The organism is bacterium 336/3, assembly GCA_001281695.1.
GTDB lineage: Bacteria > Bacteroidota > Bacteroidia > Cytophagales > Thermonemataceae > Raineya.
Genome location: LJIE01000001.1, coordinates 1,463,605 through 1,481,004 on the forward strand (window position 1 = coordinate 1,463,605; position 17,400 = coordinate 1,481,004).

Sequence of the window (17,400 nt, forward strand, 5' to 3'; positions counted from 1 at the left end):
TTTTCTTTTACCAGTATTCTATTTTTCGTTTTACATGGTCGCCATATCTGGATGTTTTTTCAATCCAATTACCATGTTTATCGTATTTGTATGTATCTGTGGTGTGTGAAGGATTAGGAACAAAAATAATAGTAGTATCCATGCTAGAGTCCCTTCTATTAAAAATGGCATAAGTAATATGATAAGTACTGTCTGGAAAAGTTTTCTTTTTAAGAAGCTTTTCTAGTTTTATAATATTTCTTCTGATATTCATGTTTACATCACTACTCCAAGAATGCTCCTTAAAAAATGAAGTGTGCATAGAACTATCATATTCTGTATGATATTCATAGAGATACATACGATTGTTTCGAAAAGAATAAGATTGCTTGATACGAATTTTTTGCAGGCTATCGTATGTTTCTATTTTTTTTTCCATTACATGATGTATTTTTATAGCATGGTCTTTAGGATAATGAATTTCCACATCATAAAGCCAGCTATCTATCATAGCAAAACTGCTGGTATAATTTTCCCAATACTGAAAAATGGCTTTGGCACCATTGGGATAATACTTGTATTTGATTAGTATCATTGAGGCTGAAATATATGGATTATATCCACAATCAGGAATGGGATGAACCGTTTCTTTGGATAAAATTAAACGTCCATCTTGAGAGAAATGATAAACCCTATCATAGAGGAAGGATTTAGGCATATTAGCATTCTTCTCAAGATTTTCGTAAAAACAATATTTAACACGCCCTCTCAACCCCATTTTTTGCCAATCATTGTTGAGAGCAGGTGGAGGTGGGGAAGGTTCTGAACAGTTTGCCAAAAACAAACTAATTAAAATGATATATAAATATTTGTAAATAAGCATACTATACAAATAAACAAAAAAGTTGTGTCATATCCAACACAACTTTTTATAAAAAATAGCTATTTGAAGAATTTTATCTAAATATCATTCCATTCATTCGAGGGTTTACCACAGAATTGTTGATAGAGCCAAATGTATAACTTACCCCAAAATAAGCATAATAACTAAAATTAGTAGGTAGAATAGCTCCTTGTAAAAGTACAGCATTTCTATCAATAGAACCTTTAGGAAGGTACAAATCTTGATCCTTGATATAAGAAGCCCCAGACCACATATAAAAATTAAATCCTTCAAAAACACGCCAATTTACATTCAAATATCCATCAAATCGGTACAGTTCTTTTTCTAAATAAAACTGGTGACCACCCACACCAGCTTCTATATTTCCCCAAGGCTGTGTGAGAGAAAGGATACCATCTATCCTATAAAAAGGGAGCATTTCTGTATCTTTATCTCTTTCATTGATTCTCTTCAAATCCAAATTCCAAGCTCCTGTTTGGGCTATCCAACGAAATTGTTTTTGAGTATTTTTAGAAGTAGGGAAAATATTGTACTCAATGGCAGGGGCTAATGAGTGTCCAAAATCAATATTACTTCTTACAGATGACCAGTTTTGATAATATCCACCCCACGACCAATGTTCGTTAATGGTTTTTACTAAAATCCCACTTGCTGAGTGGCTTTCATTACGAACAGTTACTTTTGTACTTGTAATATTTCCTAAGGAATCCTGTTCAGGGAATATAAACTCAGATTTATTGGTGTTATAACTGGCGTTAAATTGCAGTTTTAGGTTTGGCTTTATCCGATTGATATTGACAAAACTATTTTGACTAAAGTTTTTAGAATTGCTTTCGGCTGTTAATGAGCCATTCATTCCTACTGTAAAAACCCAAAAATTCCAAGGGTCTTTTTTGATAACAGCATCTTCTGTTTTTCTTTTGGGTAAATCAATAGTTATTTGATCTAAAAAATCTGTTGATTTTATATAAGGAACAAGCCCTATTTTAAGATTAGAAACTAATTTCTTTCTAATCATATCATCCGAATCAGCTTGCTTAGTAGAAAACTTGAGAGTATCAGTTTGAGACTTGAACCTGCCTTGTCCAATAAAATTGAGAGTATAACTTGCTCCCCCAGCCCCATTTTCTTGTCTGATGATGAGAACTTGTACATCTGCCTGAAATCTATCTCGTACAAAATCAAAAAACGAAAGTTCTGTTCTTACATAATCTTCATAACACCCCCAAGAAGAACAGTTGATAAATAGTTTAGGACGATGCAAACTATCTTGACCATAAACATTATGAAAGCAAAATAAAGTGCATAGAGCAATAATATTCAGTAAGTTTTTCATAAAATACTTAAAAATGGGTGTAAAACTTTAGTAAAAGTATGTCTTAGCTTAAAAACATCTTTAAAGCACTCATCAAAAATGTGCTACCTAAAAATATTTTCAAGAAAACGAGATTTTGATACTGAATATTGTTTAACCTTTTCATAAGTGTAAGTGTTTTTGTATCAAAGACAATCACTTATTTGAAAAGGTTGCATGAAAATTTAATTATTTTTCCCAGCCAATTGTCCACAAGCAGCATCAATATCTTTTCCTCTACTTCTACGCACTTTCACAGTTACACCTTTATCTCTTAGATAGTTTGCAAATTGGTCTAATCTATCCAAATCAGTATTCACATAATCAGCTTCTTCTATTGGATTATATTCAATAATATTTACTTTAGAAGGTACATGCTTTGTAAAACGATAGAGTTCCTCAGCATCTTCTAAACCGTCATTAAAATCTTTAAATACAATGTATTCGTAAGTCAAAGGATTTTTAGTTTTGGTATAATAATATTTCAAGGCATCTCTGAGTACAGAAAGCTTGTTGGAATCATTAATTGACATAATCTGACTACGTTTTTCGTCATTGGCTGCATGCAATGAAAGTGCTAAATTACATTTGAAACCATCATCAGCCAATTTCATAATCATTTTGGCTACACCAGCCGTAGAAACTGTAATGCGTTTGTATGACATTCCTAAGCCCTCAGGAGAAGTGATTTTATCAATAGCCTTGAGTACATTGGCATAATTGAGAAGAGGCTCACCCATACCCATAAAAACGATATTGGAAAGAGGAATTTGATAATGACTTTGTGCTTGCTCAGCAATGGCAACTACTTGTTCATATATTTCATAAGGCTCAAGATTGCGTTCACGTTTCATGTAGCCAGTGGCACAAAATTTACAATCTAATGAACAACCTACTTGGGAAGAAATACAGGCAGTCATGCGTTTTTCTGTGGGAATCAGAACACCTTCAACCAAACGGTCATCAAATAGTTTAAAAGAAGACTTGATTGTTCTATCCAAACTTACTTGTTTGGTATGAACGGCAATTTTGTGGATAGCAAAATGCTCAGTCAGCAAATTTCTGAAAGTATTTGGTAAATTGGTCATCTCATTAAAACTTTGAGCTTGTTTTTGCCATAGCCATTCGTATATTTGCTTCGCTCTAAAAGTAGGCTGATTATGCTCTTTCAAAAAATCTTGTAATGCTTCTAAACTAAGCCCTCTGATGTCTTTCTTTTGCATGTGTATTTGGAAGAAATAAGTAAAATAATCACAAAGATAGGTTTTTTAATCGAAAATTTGATAAAACAATATTGTGATAATTACGTTATAAAATTAATATTTTGAGGGTTTTATAAAAATATTACAAAAAAGTGTTGCAACATTAAAAGTTGTAACATATATTTGCATCATCAAAATCTAATATAAAAACCCAAAAAGTTTATGAAAAGTTTAAAGACTCTTTCTATTTTATTGGCTGGTGCTATGGCTGTTGCAAGCTGTGAGCAAGCTCCTAAAAGCGATGATGCAAAAACTACTGATGCAAAAGCAGTAGATACTACTAAAAAATCTGATGCTCAAGAACTTAAATTGGACTTGGCTACAAGTACTGTAACTTGGGTAGGTACAAAACCTACAGGCAAACACAATGGAACTTTTAATTTGAAAGAAGGTTCAATTTCTGTAAAAGAAAACAACATAGCTGCTGGTAAATTTGTAGTGGATATAGCTTCTTTAAAAGTTTTAGATATTCCTGAAAAAGAAGAAGGAAATGGCAAATTAGCTGGACATTTGAAAAGCCCTGATTTTTTTGATGCAGAGAAATTCCCAACAGCTACTTTTGAGGTAACTTCTGTAGAGGCTTACAAAGCAGATACTACTAAAAAAGTAGATGAAAAAGACAAAGAATACACTTTAGCAAACCCTACTCATACTATTACAGGTAACTTAGAATTGAAAGGTGTGAAAAAATCTGTTACTTTCCCTGCTGTAGTAAATGTAGCAAATGGTAAAGTAGAAGCAGAAGCTAAATTTAACATTAATCGTAAAGACTGGGGTATGGAGTATGGAACTGATGAAGCAAAATTAAAAGATAAATTCATCAGACCAACTGTTCATGTAGGTTTTAAAATTTCAACAGTAGCAGCTCAGTAATCAAATATAACAAACAAAAAACTGTCAAGGAGTAACCTTGACAGTTTTTGTATATACCAAAAACAAACTATGAACGATTTTGTCTGGAAAGTAGATAAACAACATGCTAGTATAGAGTTTGCTGTCAGCCATATGGTAATTGCAGAAGTAATAGGTTTGATGAAAAACTTTGATATTACAATACGAACCACTAAAGCAGATTTCTCGGATGCCAAAGTAGAAGTAAAAGCAGATGCAAATTCGATTTTTACCAATGTCGAAGCTAGAGACAAACATTTGATGTCTGAGGATTTTCTAGATGCAGAAAATTTTCCTGAAATCAGATTTATGAGCAATAATTTTCATAAAATTGCAGAAAAAAAGTTTGAGATGCAGGGAAGGCTTACCATCAAAGATGTTACGCTAACAACAACTGTAGAGGTAGAACATACAGGTATTCAAAAAGATCCTTGGGGACATATTAAGGCAGGTTTTAAAGCTAAAGCTAGTATTCGTAGAACAGCCTTCGGACTTACTTGGAATACCATTTTAGACAATGGTGCTTGGCTTGTAGGAAATGATATAAAAATCTCATTTCAAGGAGAATTTATCCGAGAAAATTAGTATTAATAAAAAAGCAAAAATTAATGAAAACTATTGAAGAATCTATCAAAAGCCGTTTCAGAAATGATAGACACAAAGCCATCGTAAATTTGCTTTACACAGCAAAATTTATGGAAAGTAGAATAGAGTGTTTTATCAAAAAGTATGACTTAACACATCAGCAATACAATATTTTACGCATTGTTCGAGGAGCAAATGGAAAGCCAGTTTCCTTAAAATATATTAAAGAACGTATGTTGGATAAGATGCCTGATGCTTCAAGAATTGTAGATAAACTCTACAATAAAGAACTTTTAAAGCGTGTTGAGTGCCGTGAAGATAGACGAAGTGTGGACATTACCATTACCCAAAAAGGATTTGATTTATTGATTGATATGGATAAATACGCTCCTGAAATGGATTCGATGCTCAGTACTTTAGATGAAAAGCAACTCAAAATATTCAACAATCTTTTAGACACACTTAGGGCAGAGGAATAAGCAAAAGTTGAAAAGATTCTTTTTGCATATGTTTCTGTAATTCTAAACTTTCTTCAAAAGAAAGCCCTGTGTATTCTGAGTGTTCTAAAAATAGTGTAGGTGCTAAAAGGCTTTTTTCTGGGTATCTTAAAATAGCCTTTTTTTGCTTCAAACTATAAAGACTTTGATGCCCTGCTGTTTCACAAAAAACATCATACAATAAATATTTTTTTCCTGTAAATTGTTCAAATTTAACAGTATCAGCAATTTCTCTTAGAACTTCCATTTTGATAGATTTATCCAAATAAGGATAAATACCCATTCCTAAAGTTGTAAATACTACCTTTGTGTTTTGTTCTTTCAAATATTGAGCAACTTGCAGATAAGATGTTTGTTTGTAAGGGTATAAATTTTCCTGAATTCGATATACCTGCACTAATAATGAACCTAATAATAAACTAACTCCAAGCCTTTTTCTTAGTCTTGAAGTTAAAAACTTTTCTTTTAAAATCTCAAAAAAATTAAAAGCCCAAAGATATATCAGAGGTAATATAAAAATCAGTCCTCTTGGTGCTTTAGGCAAAAAACTCATTACAATAAATACACCTACACAAACAATCGAAATAACCTTTTCTATAATTCTGAAAGGTATGATTTGCAGAGATAATAATCTACCTAAAAGAAGTATGCCTATTAAGATGTTTTCAAAATTAAGAAAATAAGAAAAATAATATCCCCATTGCATAGCAGTAGGATTTGAATTCCCTGACATAGAAAAAATACTATATAAAGTAGCAGGATATTGATACCAATGAAGCCCTAAAATCCAACCCAAAAGCATTAAAAAAATGATAGGTAATATAAATCCTAACAATGTATAATAAATAACTTTGAAATACAAAGTTTTAATTAAACCAATATCTTTTTTGATAGTCCAAGAACTAAATACCAAAAAAGGTAATACAACTATAAATTTATAATTGATAAGCATACAAATAGCACACCAAACGCCAATGATAAAAGCACTTGAAAAGAGGTTTTTAAGTGCTTTGTTTTGTAAAAAAATATGGATTCTATACCATAAAACTCCCATACTTAAAAGGCTCAAACTCTCAATAGAAAAATAATGACTACAAGTAGAAATAAATAAAGAAAATGCGATCCAATATCCTCCTAGCCAAAAAGAGTTTTTAATTGATTTTGTGAAAAAATAAATAGCAAAAATGCTTAATAATATATTGATAAAAAGGAGATTGTGGATGTTTTTGAAAAACAGAAAGAAAAAAGAATAAAAAAGATAAAAGATAGGCGAACTATGATGAAATAAATTGTGCCAATCACCTTTATGAATTTCTTCTAAAATTTGAAAATTATGGATAGAGTCGTAATCAAAAAGTTTTAAAGAAAATAAAACATATATGTGTAGAAGTAATAAAATAACGAAAAAAAGACAAAAATGAATGACACTATTTTGTTTTAATGATAAATAAGGCATAAAAACTAAAAATTAGTCTTGTAATTTCGGAATATTTTTTTTACTTTTCTAAAAAAAATGTGAGATTAGGTAAAATAACACTATGAAAAAATTCTTACTCAAACTACTAAACATTGAGAAAAGTGAATATACGCAAGTAATGACACTTTTGTTCTTAGGTTTTTTAATTGGAGTGTTTTTAGCAACATATAGCGTTGCAACTACTACGCTTTTTCTACAAAAATGGGACGAAAACGAATATTTGCCTATCGTAACCATTGCCACAGGGCTTATAGGAATTGTAACTACCTATATATTTTCTTACCTTCAAAATAAAATTTCTTATGCGACGCTTTCCATTACTACGCTGATTATAGTAGTAATATTGGTTGGTGGCTTAAGAGCTGGTTTTGCAGTAGTGGATGATCCCATTCTCAAAAATAGAATCATTTTTGGAGGTTTGGTAATGCTTGCACCTTTTGAAGCTTTAGTTGGTTTGGTTTTCTGGGGAACTATTGCTCGAATGTTTACACTCAAACAACAGAGACGTATCGTGGGTGGTGTGGATATTGGAAAAGGTTTGGCTGCTTTGGCTACCTTTTTTGCCATTCCTATTTTCTCAGCTTTAGTGCCTGCTACCGAAGATTTAATAGATGTTACCTTTGTAGTGGGAGTACTTATCCTAATAATTTATTTTGCTTTGGTACTAATTTCGCCACTGATTAGTTTTGGTAAGCGTCAAATTATAGAAGGGCAAACTGGACGTTTTGGTATCAGAAAAATGTTTAAAAATCAATACATCATTTTGATGGCATTTTTCTTGGTATTGGCAACCATCTCACACAAATTTGTAGATTACACTTTCTTGAACGCAACTGGTCAGCAATATCCTGATGAAAGAGATTTACAAAACTTTATTGCTGTTTTTGAAGGAGTTATTTATTTCTTTATACTTACTATCCAGATTTTTGCTGTTGATAGAATTATAGAAATGTATGGGACAAGGGTAGCCTTGCTGATTAATCCTATTATCTTGGGTGGACTGACTACAGTGGCAATTTTAGTAGGTGTTTTTTCTGGTTTTAGGCCTGCTGTAGATGGAAGTGGAGGCTTTGTGTTGTTCTTTCTTTCAATTGCTTTAGGTAAATTGTTTTCTGCTGCCCTCAAAGAATCTATGGATGATGCAGCCTTTAAACAATATTATTTCCCAATAGACTCTCGTGTACGTCTAGATGTTATCAGCCGTATGGATGGTATTGTAAAAGTAGGAGCTGGTTTAATAGCTGGTCTTTTGTTATTGGCAATTCAGTACACAGGATTTACCAATCTACTATTATTCTCCATCATATTAATACCCATCGTATTAGGTTGGGTATTTACAACCAACAAAATGTATTTGGGTTACAAAGACACACTCAAACAAACCTTGGTAGAATCTAAAAATAAAATATCACAAAGTGCTTTTACAGAACAATCTTTAGATAAAATGCTTCGCAAAGAAGCTTATTCTGTTCATGAGGATAGAACAATTTTTGCGTTAAAGTTACTTGAAAAATTAGAACCTACTATTTATGAAGAAGAACTCATCAGAATAGCAAGTAATACTGAAGGAATACCTCAAAAATATGCTTTGAAGCAAATAGATAAATTGATGATAACCTCTGAGGGTTTAATATCTCCAGAACAACAAAAAACAGTAAGTAATGATTTATACAAACTTGTAAAGTCTAAAAATGCTCAAGATAGACTACTTGCCGTTAAACAACTTCCGCATTTAGTAAATGAGCAAAATGAGTTTTTGTTAATGGAGTTGCTTAGAGATATTGATATGAGAGTAAGATTGTATGCTGTTCATGCATGCAGAAAAATTAGAAAACCTGAAACATGGTCTATCCTTATAGATTTGCTCAATTCTCCAGTGTATGCCAATGCAGCAGCAGCAGCTCTCATTCAGGCTGGAGATACAGTTCTGCCAACATTAGAGTCAGCTTTTCATAAATCAGGGCAACACGAAGAAGTAATGAGGCGTATTGCAGAAATTTATGGTAGAATAGGGACTGAAAAATCTTTGGAATTACTTTGGAATAAAATAAATTTCCCTGATACAGAAATAGTTGAACAAGTTCTGTATGCGTTCAGCTATAATAATATTCGTGTTCCTGCCGAAAGAGCTACATTTATCAATCACATTATAGAAATTGAAATCGGTGATGCAGCTTGGGACATGGCAGCTTTATTAGAAATTAGTAAAGACCGTCATGCGTTTTATTTGAGAAAATCTTTAGAAGATGAAATAGATTATAATTTTGAAGGAATATTTACTTTACTTTCCTTGGTTTACGACCCACAGTCTGTACAGCTTGTAAAACAAAATCTTGAAAGTGAATCCGCTGAAGCTCACGTATTTGCTATTGAACTACTGAATGTTTTCTTGGCAGATGAGTTAAAACCTAAATTGTTTCCACTATTAGAGGACTTGTCTCCAGAAGAAAAAATTGAGAGGTTACAAGAGTTCTTCCCTCGTGAGCGTTTCAATTCTGTAGAAGTATTAAAACACTTGATAAGTAGAGACTACTCTTATACAAATCGCTGGACAAGAGCTTGTGCTATTTATGCATTAGGTTTTGAAGAAAGGTTAGACTCTTTTGATGAATTGGTGGCTAACTTATTTCACCCAGACCCACTCTTATATGAAACTTCTGCATGGGCTATTTACAAACATAGGCCTGAAATTTATGAAAAAATGCAAGAACGGTTACCTATTGAGAATGTGAGAAATATAGAAGTAGTATTAGAGAGAACTTTTAATACAAAAAAAGATTACCTAATGCCTTTAAGAATAGAAAAAACAATGTTTTTGAAGGATATAGACTTTATGCAAAATGTACCTTCTGATATTGTTTCAGAAATTGTAGAATTGATAGAAGAGAGGCATTATCCACAAACTACTACGATTATCCAAGAAGGACAAGATAGCAATCAAGTACCCATTTGTATTGTAGCACAAGGTAGAGTAGATTCTATAAAAAATGGAATAGTGGCGGATGCTTATAATACTAGAGAAATATTTGGACATCTATATCTAGGAGATGAAGATTATGTAAACCAAACACTCATTGCTCAAGAAGGAACAACAGTTTATGAAATAGATAAAGATTTATTTTATGCAATGGTGCAGAAAAACCATGAATTCGCTCGAGCATTTATAGATGCTGTGGCTCAAGACTTAACACCAGTATCTATCAAAAACAAATAATCAGACTTAAATTTTATTTTCGATATTAATAATATAATATATGAACAACCTTAATTTTGATATTTATCTTAACTACTCTAATAAGGATAATGAAGATGGATGGGTGAGTAGCCTTCAGAAAATGATTCAAGAGGCTTTAGGGCAACTTATGGGCGAAAAACCAGTAATATTACATTATCCTAACCAAGAAAAGCCAACAGCTTCTACTTTAGCACAAGTAGGAGTAATGATTTGTGTAGTTTCTCCTAATTTTATTAAGGATATAAACTGTATAGAAGATATACAAGCTTTTGTAGAGGCAAATGAAGGAATTGTTGCTAAAAGGATTATTAAAATAGTTAAATATCCTGTTACTTATGATGAACAACCTACAGCTGTTAAGGACTTACTAGCTTATAACTTATATACTATCAATATTCAAAATGGAGAGTTCAGCGAAATTAAAGAGTTTTTTGGAAGAGAAAATGAGAAAATATTTTGGACTCAATTATTAGACATTGCTCAAGAAACTTACAAAGCTCTTAATGTTTTAAGAAATAAAACCTTACAGCAAATAGCAGCTCATTTTAAAGGAAAAACGGTGTTTTTAGCTGAAACAACAGATGATTTGTTGATAGAAAGAAACCTGATTAAAAGAGAGTTAGAAAAATTTGGTTGTGTGGTAATTCCTGATAAAAACTTACCTAGTAATCGCATAGAAATGCAGAGCCTTCTTAAAAAAGATATAGAAAGAAGTGACTTAGCTATTCATCTGATAGGTAACTCTTATGGAGAAATTTTAGAGGAGAATGGAATATCATTATTAGAATTGCAAAATTCTTTGGCTACTGAACATGGCAATATTGTAGCAGCCACTAAGAATTCTATTTATGATGAAAAAAGAGGTTTTTCAAGAATTATTTGGGTTGCCCCTTATGCCAAATTTAATAGTGAACGTCAAAAAGTATTTGTTGATAATTTACGCCAAAATGCAGAAGCATTAGAAGGTGCTGAAATATTACAAGTACCCTTAGAAGATTTAAAACAAGCTATTCGAAGAGTATTAAATGAACAAGAAGTTCAAAGTATAGAAGTTGTAGCTCATGCCACAAGCCAAGAAGGTGTTTATTTTATTTATGATCCAATGGATGCGGATTCTGCTAAAAATGTAATAGAATATTTAAAGAATAGCAACTATAAGGTTCTTACTCCTGCTTTTGAAAATAATTTGTTAGAAGCAAGAAAAAAACATATTGATAATCTGGTAAATTGTAAAGCTGCCATTATTTTTTGTGGAAAAGTAAGTAAACAATGGATAGCTATGAAATTATTAGACTTACTAAAAGCCCCAGGATTTGGTAGACAAAAACCATTAAAATATAAAGCTATTCTAACGGGTTCATTATTTCAACCTGATGACTTTGTTAGAAATAATCAAATACAGGTAATACAGTTCCAAGATGGAGTAATTTACCCTGAATTAAATGAGTTTATACACACCATAGTTTAATAAAATATAATATGGAAACGAATGTAATCCAAAACACTATCCTTCAACAACAAGGTATCAATTTTAATCCTTTTCCTGGACTAAGACCATTTACCATAGAGGAAAGCCATTTGTTTTTCGGAAGGGAAGGGCAAAGTGATGAAGTTTTGATGAAGCTTTATCAAAATAGGTTTGTGGCCGTTGTAGGTCCTTCTGGAAGTGGTAAATCATCTTTTATTTATTGTGGTGTCATACCTATTTTGTACGGAGGATTTGTAGCTAATAAAACTTCCAATTGGAATGTTGTAGTTGCTCGACCTGGAGCATCTCCTATTGATAATCTTGCAGAGTCTATTTATAAAAAAATTACTCAAATTAATGCCTCTGAAGAAGAACAAAAAATTCGTAAAAAGGTAATAGCTACCTTATTGCGTAGTAGTTCTTTAGGTCTTATAGAGTCTATTATGCAAACCAAAGAGTTCTCGGATAAGAATACACTTATTCTTATAGATCAGTTTGAAGAGCTATTTAGATTTAGAAGACAAGATGACCCAGAGGCTATTAATGAAGCTCTTAATTTTGTAAACTTACTCACAGAAGCTATACGCTATGAAGGTTTGCCTATTTATGTAGCTATTACTATGCGTTCGGACTTTATTGGTGAATGTGCGTTCTTTCCTGAACTTACAAGAGCTATCAATAACAGTTATTACATGATTCCACAAATGACTCGTGAGCAAAAACGAAATGCTATTACGGGTCCTGTAGCTGTGGGTGGAGGTGAAATTACGCCACGATTAGTACAAAGATTGTTGAATGATTTGGGAGATAACCCAGATCAATTACCTATTCTTCAGCATTCTCTGATGCGTACTTGGGATTACTGGACTCGTCATAAAGAAACAGAAGAGCCTTTGGATGTGCATCATTATGAGGCAATTGGTACAATGAACGAAGCTCTTTCTTTACATGCTAATGAAGCTTATGACGAACTAACAGAGGGACAAAAGCGTGTTTGCGAAAAGTTATTTAAAAGTATTACAGAAAAAGGAGGCGATCAAAATCAAGGAATACGTCGCCCAACTAGACTTTCAGAAATTACAGCGATCGCAGGAGCAAGAGAAGAGGATGTAATAGCTATTATTGATAAATTTAGAGAACCAGGACGTTCATTATTAACTCCTGCCGCAGGAGTTACACTTACAGGAGATTCTATCATAGATATTTCTCATGAAAGTTTGATGCGTATTTGGGTACGCTTGAAAAACTGGGTAGATGATGAAGCTGAAGCTGTTCAAATGTATCAACGTCTTTCAGAAGCATCTGCCATGTATCAAATTGGTAAAGCAGGTTTGTGGAGACCACCAGATTTGCAACTTGCTTTAAACTGGCGTGAAAAACACAAACCATCTCTTATTTGGGCAAAAAGACATAATCCTGCCTTTGAAAGAGCAATGGTATTCTTGGATTATAGTCAAAAAGAATACGAAACAGAACAGCGTATCAAAGAAATGCTTCAAAAGCGTACTTTGAAACGTACTCGTATTACAGCTATTATCATGGGTTTGTTTACATTGGTGGCAATTGCATTCTTGATTTATGCGTTGGCAAAAAGAGTAGAAGCAGACCAACAAAGAGCCAAAGCATTAGAACAAACAAAATTAGTTGAAAAACAAAAAGAAATAGCTGAAAAACAACGTGCTGAAGCAGAAAAAGCAAAATCTGAAGCAGAAAAAGCAAAAGAAGCTGCTGTACTTGCTCAGAAAGAAGCAGAGGAACAAAAAGAAGAAGCAGAAAAAGCAAAAGAAGAGGCTGAAAAACAAAAAGATATTGCTGAAAAGCAACGTGCAGAAGCTATTAAAGCAAAAGAAGAAGCTCGTTTGAGTGAAGCAAATGCAAAAGAAAGTGCTCGTGTAGCCGAAGCTGCCAGCCAAGAAGCTAGAAAGCAAGCAGATATTGCGAAAAAAGCAGAAAATAAAGCTAAAAATCAGCGTTTATTGTCTATTGCTCAATCAATGGCTTTAAAATCAAAACAACTTTCTGATGATCCTGAGCTACAAGCTTTAAATGCTCAACAAGCATATAAGTTCCATAGTGAAAATGGTGGTAGTAAATTCCATCCTGATATATACCAAGGACTTTATTATGCTATCAGAACATTTGAAGGACAGGACTTTAATAAATTAAAAGGACATACTGATTACATCAGAGGTATTGTGCCTGCAAGTTCAGGAAAGTACATGTATTCTGCTGGTAGTGATGGACAGGTTTTAAGGTTTGACTTAGAAGATACCAAAAACAAGGTGAAGTCTTAATCAAGAATCCTACTTACAACACAACAATGGCAATGAATCATAATGGACAGAATTTAGCAGTAGGTAGCCATACTAATAAAATCCAAATATTTAACATACAAGGAGATTCAAAATCTTTAAAAAATACGATTGTATTGCCTGAAGGAATCACTACATGGTATTTGGCATATCCATCAAGAACGGATAATGGTTTGGCATTTGTAACTTCTAATAATAAAGTCTATTTCTATAATAATAAAGAAGCAAAAGCTTTAGGTACTTCTACTGAGCAAATTACAGCTTTAGCAATTACTTCTGATGGAAAAAGCATTATTACAGGAAATGAAAAAGGCGAAGTGATTTTCTGGAATACAACAACAGGAGAACAAAGAAACTTTACCAAAGATAATAATGCAGTTTCTGCAATACGTGTAAGCCATAATGGAAAATGGATGTCTATTGGGAATCATGGTGGAAAACTCAAATTATATGATTTGAATAAAGGTACAGACAAGCCTATCAACTTATTCGGACATAATAGAGAGATTACTGATATTGCTTTTAGCAATGATGATGCACAAATGGCATCTGCAAGCCGAGATAAAACGGTAAGAGTTTGGAACTTGAATGCTCTGAATACAGAACCTATGGTATTCAATGACTACTCTTCATGGGTAACAGCTATCAATTTTAGTGCTGATGGTTTGAAACTTATTGCAGGAACAAAAGATAAAACTATTCGCTTTTGGTATACTGATATCACTAAAATGAGTGATTATCTATGTGGTAAAATTAAAAATAATATGAGTTTAGAAGAATGGGAAAGATACGTTGCAACTCCCAGTGACGTTCCATTCGAAAATACTTGTGGTAGCCTTCCTCAAAGACAATAATAAAAATTTGGAGATACATATGATTATGTATCTCCAAATTACTTACATCTGAATCTGGAAACTCTTTAATTCAACACAATGAAAATAAATACAACTACTATAATCTCTTTTTTTGCTTGTTTTTTTCTTTTTACATCAGTCAATATTCTTTTTGCTCAAGAAAAACAAGAAGGTGAATCAGATTGCTCTGTAAAACTACAAGAGGGAGAAATAGCCTACGAAGATGGCTCACTAAGCAATTCTATTTTACTTTTAGAAGAATGTTTGAAATCAGGAGGTTTTAACACAGAAGAAAAAGTAAGAGCTTATCGTTTGCTTACAATTATTTACTTGTACAAAAATCAGGATGCAAAAGCTTCAGAATACATGCACAGCATGCTGAAACTAAACCCTGAATACAGACTACGTCCTAATGACCCTTCTGAATTTGTAGATTTATACAAACAATACCGTATTCGTCCTTACTTGATAATAGGAGGAGCAGGAGGAGGAAATATGCCTGTTTTGAACGTAAGTACACTTTATAGTACAGATAATGCAACCAATCAGGGTATTGTTTATACAGGTTTATTAGGATTTCAAATTAATTTTAATACATCTAAACCCCTTACCAATAAACTTGAAATCATGTTTAATCCAACCTTTGCTGTAATGAGATACAGATTTGAAGGAGACTACTTCGATTACTCAACACTTATATTTACAGAAACACAAACTCGCATAGAAGCTCCAATTTTACTTAAATACAACTTAAAAGATAAATATAATTTTAATATAGGAGGCTTAAAACCTTATTTTATGATAGGGGCTACACCTAATTATATATTAAGTTCTTCTGGAAATGCTCAAAGAGTGGATATTGTAAGCGAAGACCAAAGCCGTTCTGTAGAGGGCAAATCCATTCAAATGACAGATTTAAGAAACCAATTGACCTTTTCTGCTGTAGCAGGTGCAGGTGTAGAATATAAATTAGGTTTAGGACATCTATTCGGGCAGCTTCAGTATCAACACGCATTCATGAATATGGTAAACTCAAATAACAGATATCTACTTCAAAATGAGATAGCAAAATATGGGTATTTAGACAACGATTATAAAATGGGGGCTTTGACTTTCACATTAGGCTATAATTACCCTTTATATAACCCTAAAAAGAGAAAAACAAAAAATAAAAAGATTACAGAAGAAATAAAAATTGAAAGTAATAATTAAAAGTGTTTACATTTTTATCTATATCAGTATTAATAATATCCAACGAAAAATCATGAAAAACTATCATATATTCATATTTATAATATTCATTTCTATCGTTTCATGTAAAGTGACTCCTAAGATAGCTTTAGATGAGTCAGGTACATTTTATAAAATGCTAGGAGGTGCTCTTGATGAAAAAGCTCATGATGTAGCAGAAACTGCAGATGGAGGTTTTATGATAGCAGGCTCTACAAAAATATTAGTTATTGATGAAGCATCAGGTAGTGAAATTGAAAAAGAAGTAACCTATGTAACAAAGACTGACAAATTTGGTAATGTAATCTGGAAAAAGCAATACCCAGGGCAAGCTGCAAAAGCTGTTTTGCAAGCTCCTGATGGTAATTGGTTTATTGGTTTAGATTCATTGGTGGTTGTTAGTTCTACGGTTTCCCATACAGATTATGCTTTGATGAAAATAGATAACAATGGAAATCCTTTATGGGTGCGAAAATACAATGGGGTAGGTACAAGGTCAGAGGTAATTAAAAAAATGCAAATGGTAGAAAGTGAGATTTATATAGTGGGAAATGCTGTTGCAAAACTTATAGACGAAACAGAGTTAAATGCTGTATTTATTATTGCTACTAATTTAGATGGAGTAGAAAGAACAAGAAATGAATATGGTGCTTTAACCATACCAACAGCCAATACCCCAGCCGATAAAAGACCCACTTCTGCCAATAGTGCAATTATAGACCCTGTTGCAAGTCTCAAATATTTGGTATCCATAGGTTCTACTGTTAAACAAGGTGATGATAGAATTAACAGTCAATTGATAGTATTTAGTAGAGAAGGTATTGTTCCTATTGATGCTGGAGGAGAATTTGGTGGAGGTGGTGATGATGTAGGTGAAAGCATTCAACCCACAAGAGATAATGGTTATGTAATTTGTGGAACAACTAATAGTTCTGGCAATGGAGGAAAAGATATGTTTGCTATCAAATTAACTTTTCCGAGAGATTTACAAGATGGTAAACCACAAGCAATCAATCCTACCAGAATTGCTTGGTCTAAAACATTTGGTGGAGGTGGTGATGATGAAGGAAAAAGTATTTATCCTACTTCTGATGGAGGCTATTTATTATTGGGAAATGTTGCTACCACCACTGCTGGTACTGATATTCATCTTATTAAATTAGATGGATTAGGAAATCAGGTTTGGGAAAAGTTTTTTGGAGGTACACGAAACGACCAAGCTAAATTTGTAAAAGAGCTTTCTAATGGGGATATTTTGATATTAGGAACAATTAGCTTTGAAAATAATGATATGATAACACTCATTAGAGCGAATAAGAATGGCGAATTAGTTAAATAAAAATTTTTAATTA

The 17,400-nt window shown here is 32.7% G+C and carries 12 protein-coding genes and 1 pseudogene; 9 read left to right on the plus strand and 4 right to left on the minus strand.

What is annotated here, in order from left to right; all coding sequences use genetic code 11:
• Positions 1 to 7 precede the first annotated feature (7 nt).
• The 3 genes from AD998_06960 to AD998_06970 form a co-directional block, all read right to left on the minus strand.
• A complete protein-coding gene (locus AD998_06960; protein KOY85916.1) occupies positions 8 to 871 on the minus strand; it encodes a hypothetical protein in 864 nt (287 codons plus the stop codon).
• A gap of 64 nt (positions 872 to 935) precedes the next feature.
• The gene (locus tag AD998_06965; protein ID KOY85917.1) at positions 936 to 2,219 is read right to left on the minus strand and encodes a hypothetical protein; all 1,284 of its coding nucleotides are present in this window, start codon (positions 2,217 to 2,219) and stop codon (positions 936 to 938) included.
• 203 nt (positions 2,220 to 2,422) lie between these two features.
• Entirely contained in the window at positions 2,423 to 3,460 is a 1,038-nt protein-coding gene (locus AD998_06970; GenBank protein ID KOY85918.1) for a 23S rRNA (adenine(2503)-C2)-methyltransferase, read from the minus strand.
• Between the two features lie 201 nt (positions 3,461 to 3,661).
• On the opposite strand from AD998_06970, the gene AD998_06975 reads away from it, so the two are divergent.
• The 3 genes from AD998_06975 (at position 3,662) to AD998_06985 (ending at position 5,454) form a co-directional block, all read left to right on the plus strand.
• Positions 3,662 to 4,372 (plus strand): hypothetical protein, encoded by a 711-nt coding sequence (locus AD998_06975; GenBank protein ID KOY85919.1) that lies wholly within the window; start codon positions 3,662 to 3,664, stop codon positions 4,370 to 4,372.
• 69 nt (positions 4,373 to 4,441) lie between these two features.
• Positions 4,442 to 4,975: a hypothetical protein gene (locus AD998_06980; protein KOY85920.1), complete on the plus strand. Its 534-nt coding sequence runs from the start codon at positions 4,442 to 4,444 to the stop codon at positions 4,973 to 4,975.
• Between the two features lie 23 nt (positions 4,976 to 4,998).
• Positions 4,999 to 5,454 carry a hypothetical protein gene (locus AD998_06985; GenBank protein KOY85921.1) on the plus strand — a complete coding sequence of 152 codons (456 nt, stop codon included), beginning with the start codon at positions 4,999 to 5,001 and terminating at the stop codon, positions 5,452 to 5,454.
• On the opposite strand, the gene AD998_06990 is transcribed toward AD998_06985, so the two are convergent.
• A complete protein-coding gene (locus tag AD998_06990) occupies positions 5,438 to 6,928 on the minus strand; it encodes a hypothetical protein (GenBank protein KOY85922.1) in 1,491 nt (496 codons plus the stop codon). The genes AD998_06985 and AD998_06990 overlap by 17 nt on opposite strands.
• A gap of 82 nt (positions 6,929 to 7,010) precedes the next feature.
• Between AD998_06990 and AD998_06995 the strand changes: the two genes are divergently transcribed.
• The 6 genes and pseudogenes from AD998_06995 to AD998_07020 all read left to right on the plus strand — a co-directional run bounded on the left by AD998_06995 (position 7,011) and on the right by AD998_07020 (position 17,387).
• Positions 7,011 to 10,163 carry a hypothetical protein gene (locus AD998_06995; protein ID KOY85923.1) on the plus strand — a complete coding sequence of 1,051 codons (3,153 nt, stop codon included), beginning with the start codon at positions 7,011 to 7,013 and terminating at the stop codon, positions 10,161 to 10,163.
• Positions 10,164 to 10,203: 40 nt separating this feature from the next.
• Complete coding sequence (locus AD998_07000; protein ID KOY85924.1) at positions 10,204 to 11,652, plus strand: hypothetical protein; 1,449 nt, start codon at positions 10,204 to 10,206, stop codon at positions 11,650 to 11,652.
• An 11-nt stretch (positions 11,653 to 11,663) separates the two neighbouring features.
• Positions 11,664 to 13,538 (plus strand): annotated as a pseudogene (locus AD998_07005) (High-affnity carbon uptake protein Hat/HatR).
• 434 nt (positions 13,539 to 13,972) lie between these two features.
• Positions 13,973 to 14,818 (plus strand): hypothetical protein, encoded by an 846-nt coding sequence (locus AD998_07010; GenBank protein KOY85925.1) that lies wholly within the window; start codon positions 13,973 to 13,975, stop codon positions 14,816 to 14,818.
• Positions 14,819 to 14,896: 78 nt separating this feature from the next.
• Entirely contained in the window at positions 14,897 to 16,030 is a 1,134-nt protein-coding gene (locus tag AD998_07015) for a hypothetical protein (GenBank protein KOY85926.1), read from the plus strand.
• The gene (locus tag AD998_07020; protein ID KOY85927.1) at positions 16,014 to 17,387 is read left to right on the plus strand and encodes a hypothetical protein; all 1,374 of its coding nucleotides are present in this window, start codon (positions 16,014 to 16,016) and stop codon (positions 17,385 to 17,387) included. Before AD998_07015 ends, AD998_07020 begins: the two co-directional genes overlap by 17 nt.
• Positions 17,388 to 17,400: the final 13 nt, after the last annotated feature.

Bases quoted from the DNA above. Each gene is read 5' to 3' on its own strand.
- AD998_06965 (KOY85917.1), bottom strand. From the start codon at position 2,219: ATGAAAAACTTACTGAATATTATTGCTCTATGCACTTTATTTTGCTTT.
- AD998_06970 (KOY85918.1), bottom strand. From the start codon at position 3,460: ATGCAAAAGAAAGACATCAGAGGGCTTAGTTTAGAAGCATTACAAGAT.
- AD998_06975 (KOY85919.1), top strand. From the start codon at position 3,662: ATGAAAAGTTTAAAGACTCTTTCTATTTTATTGGCTGGTGCTATGGCT.
- AD998_06980 (KOY85920.1), top strand. From the start codon at position 4,442: ATGAACGATTTTGTCTGGAAAGTAGATAAACAACATGCTAGTATAGAG.
- AD998_06985 (KOY85921.1), top strand. From the start codon at position 4,999: ATGAAAACTATTGAAGAATCTATCAAAAGCCGTTTCAGAAATGATAGA.
- AD998_06990 (KOY85922.1), bottom strand. From the start codon at position 6,928: ATGCCTTATTTATCATTAAAACAAAATAGTGTCATTCATTTTTGTCTT.
- AD998_06995 (KOY85923.1), top strand. From the start codon at position 7,011: ATGAAAAAATTCTTACTCAAACTACTAAACATTGAGAAAAGTGAATAT.
- AD998_07000 (KOY85924.1), top strand. From the start codon at position 10,204: ATGAACAACCTTAATTTTGATATTTATCTTAACTACTCTAATAAGGAT.
- AD998_07010 (KOY85925.1), top strand. From the start codon at position 13,973: ATGGCAATGAATCATAATGGACAGAATTTAGCAGTAGGTAGCCATACT.
- AD998_07015 (KOY85926.1), top strand. From the start codon at position 14,897: ATGAAAATAAATACAACTACTATAATCTCTTTTTTTGCTTGTTTTTTT.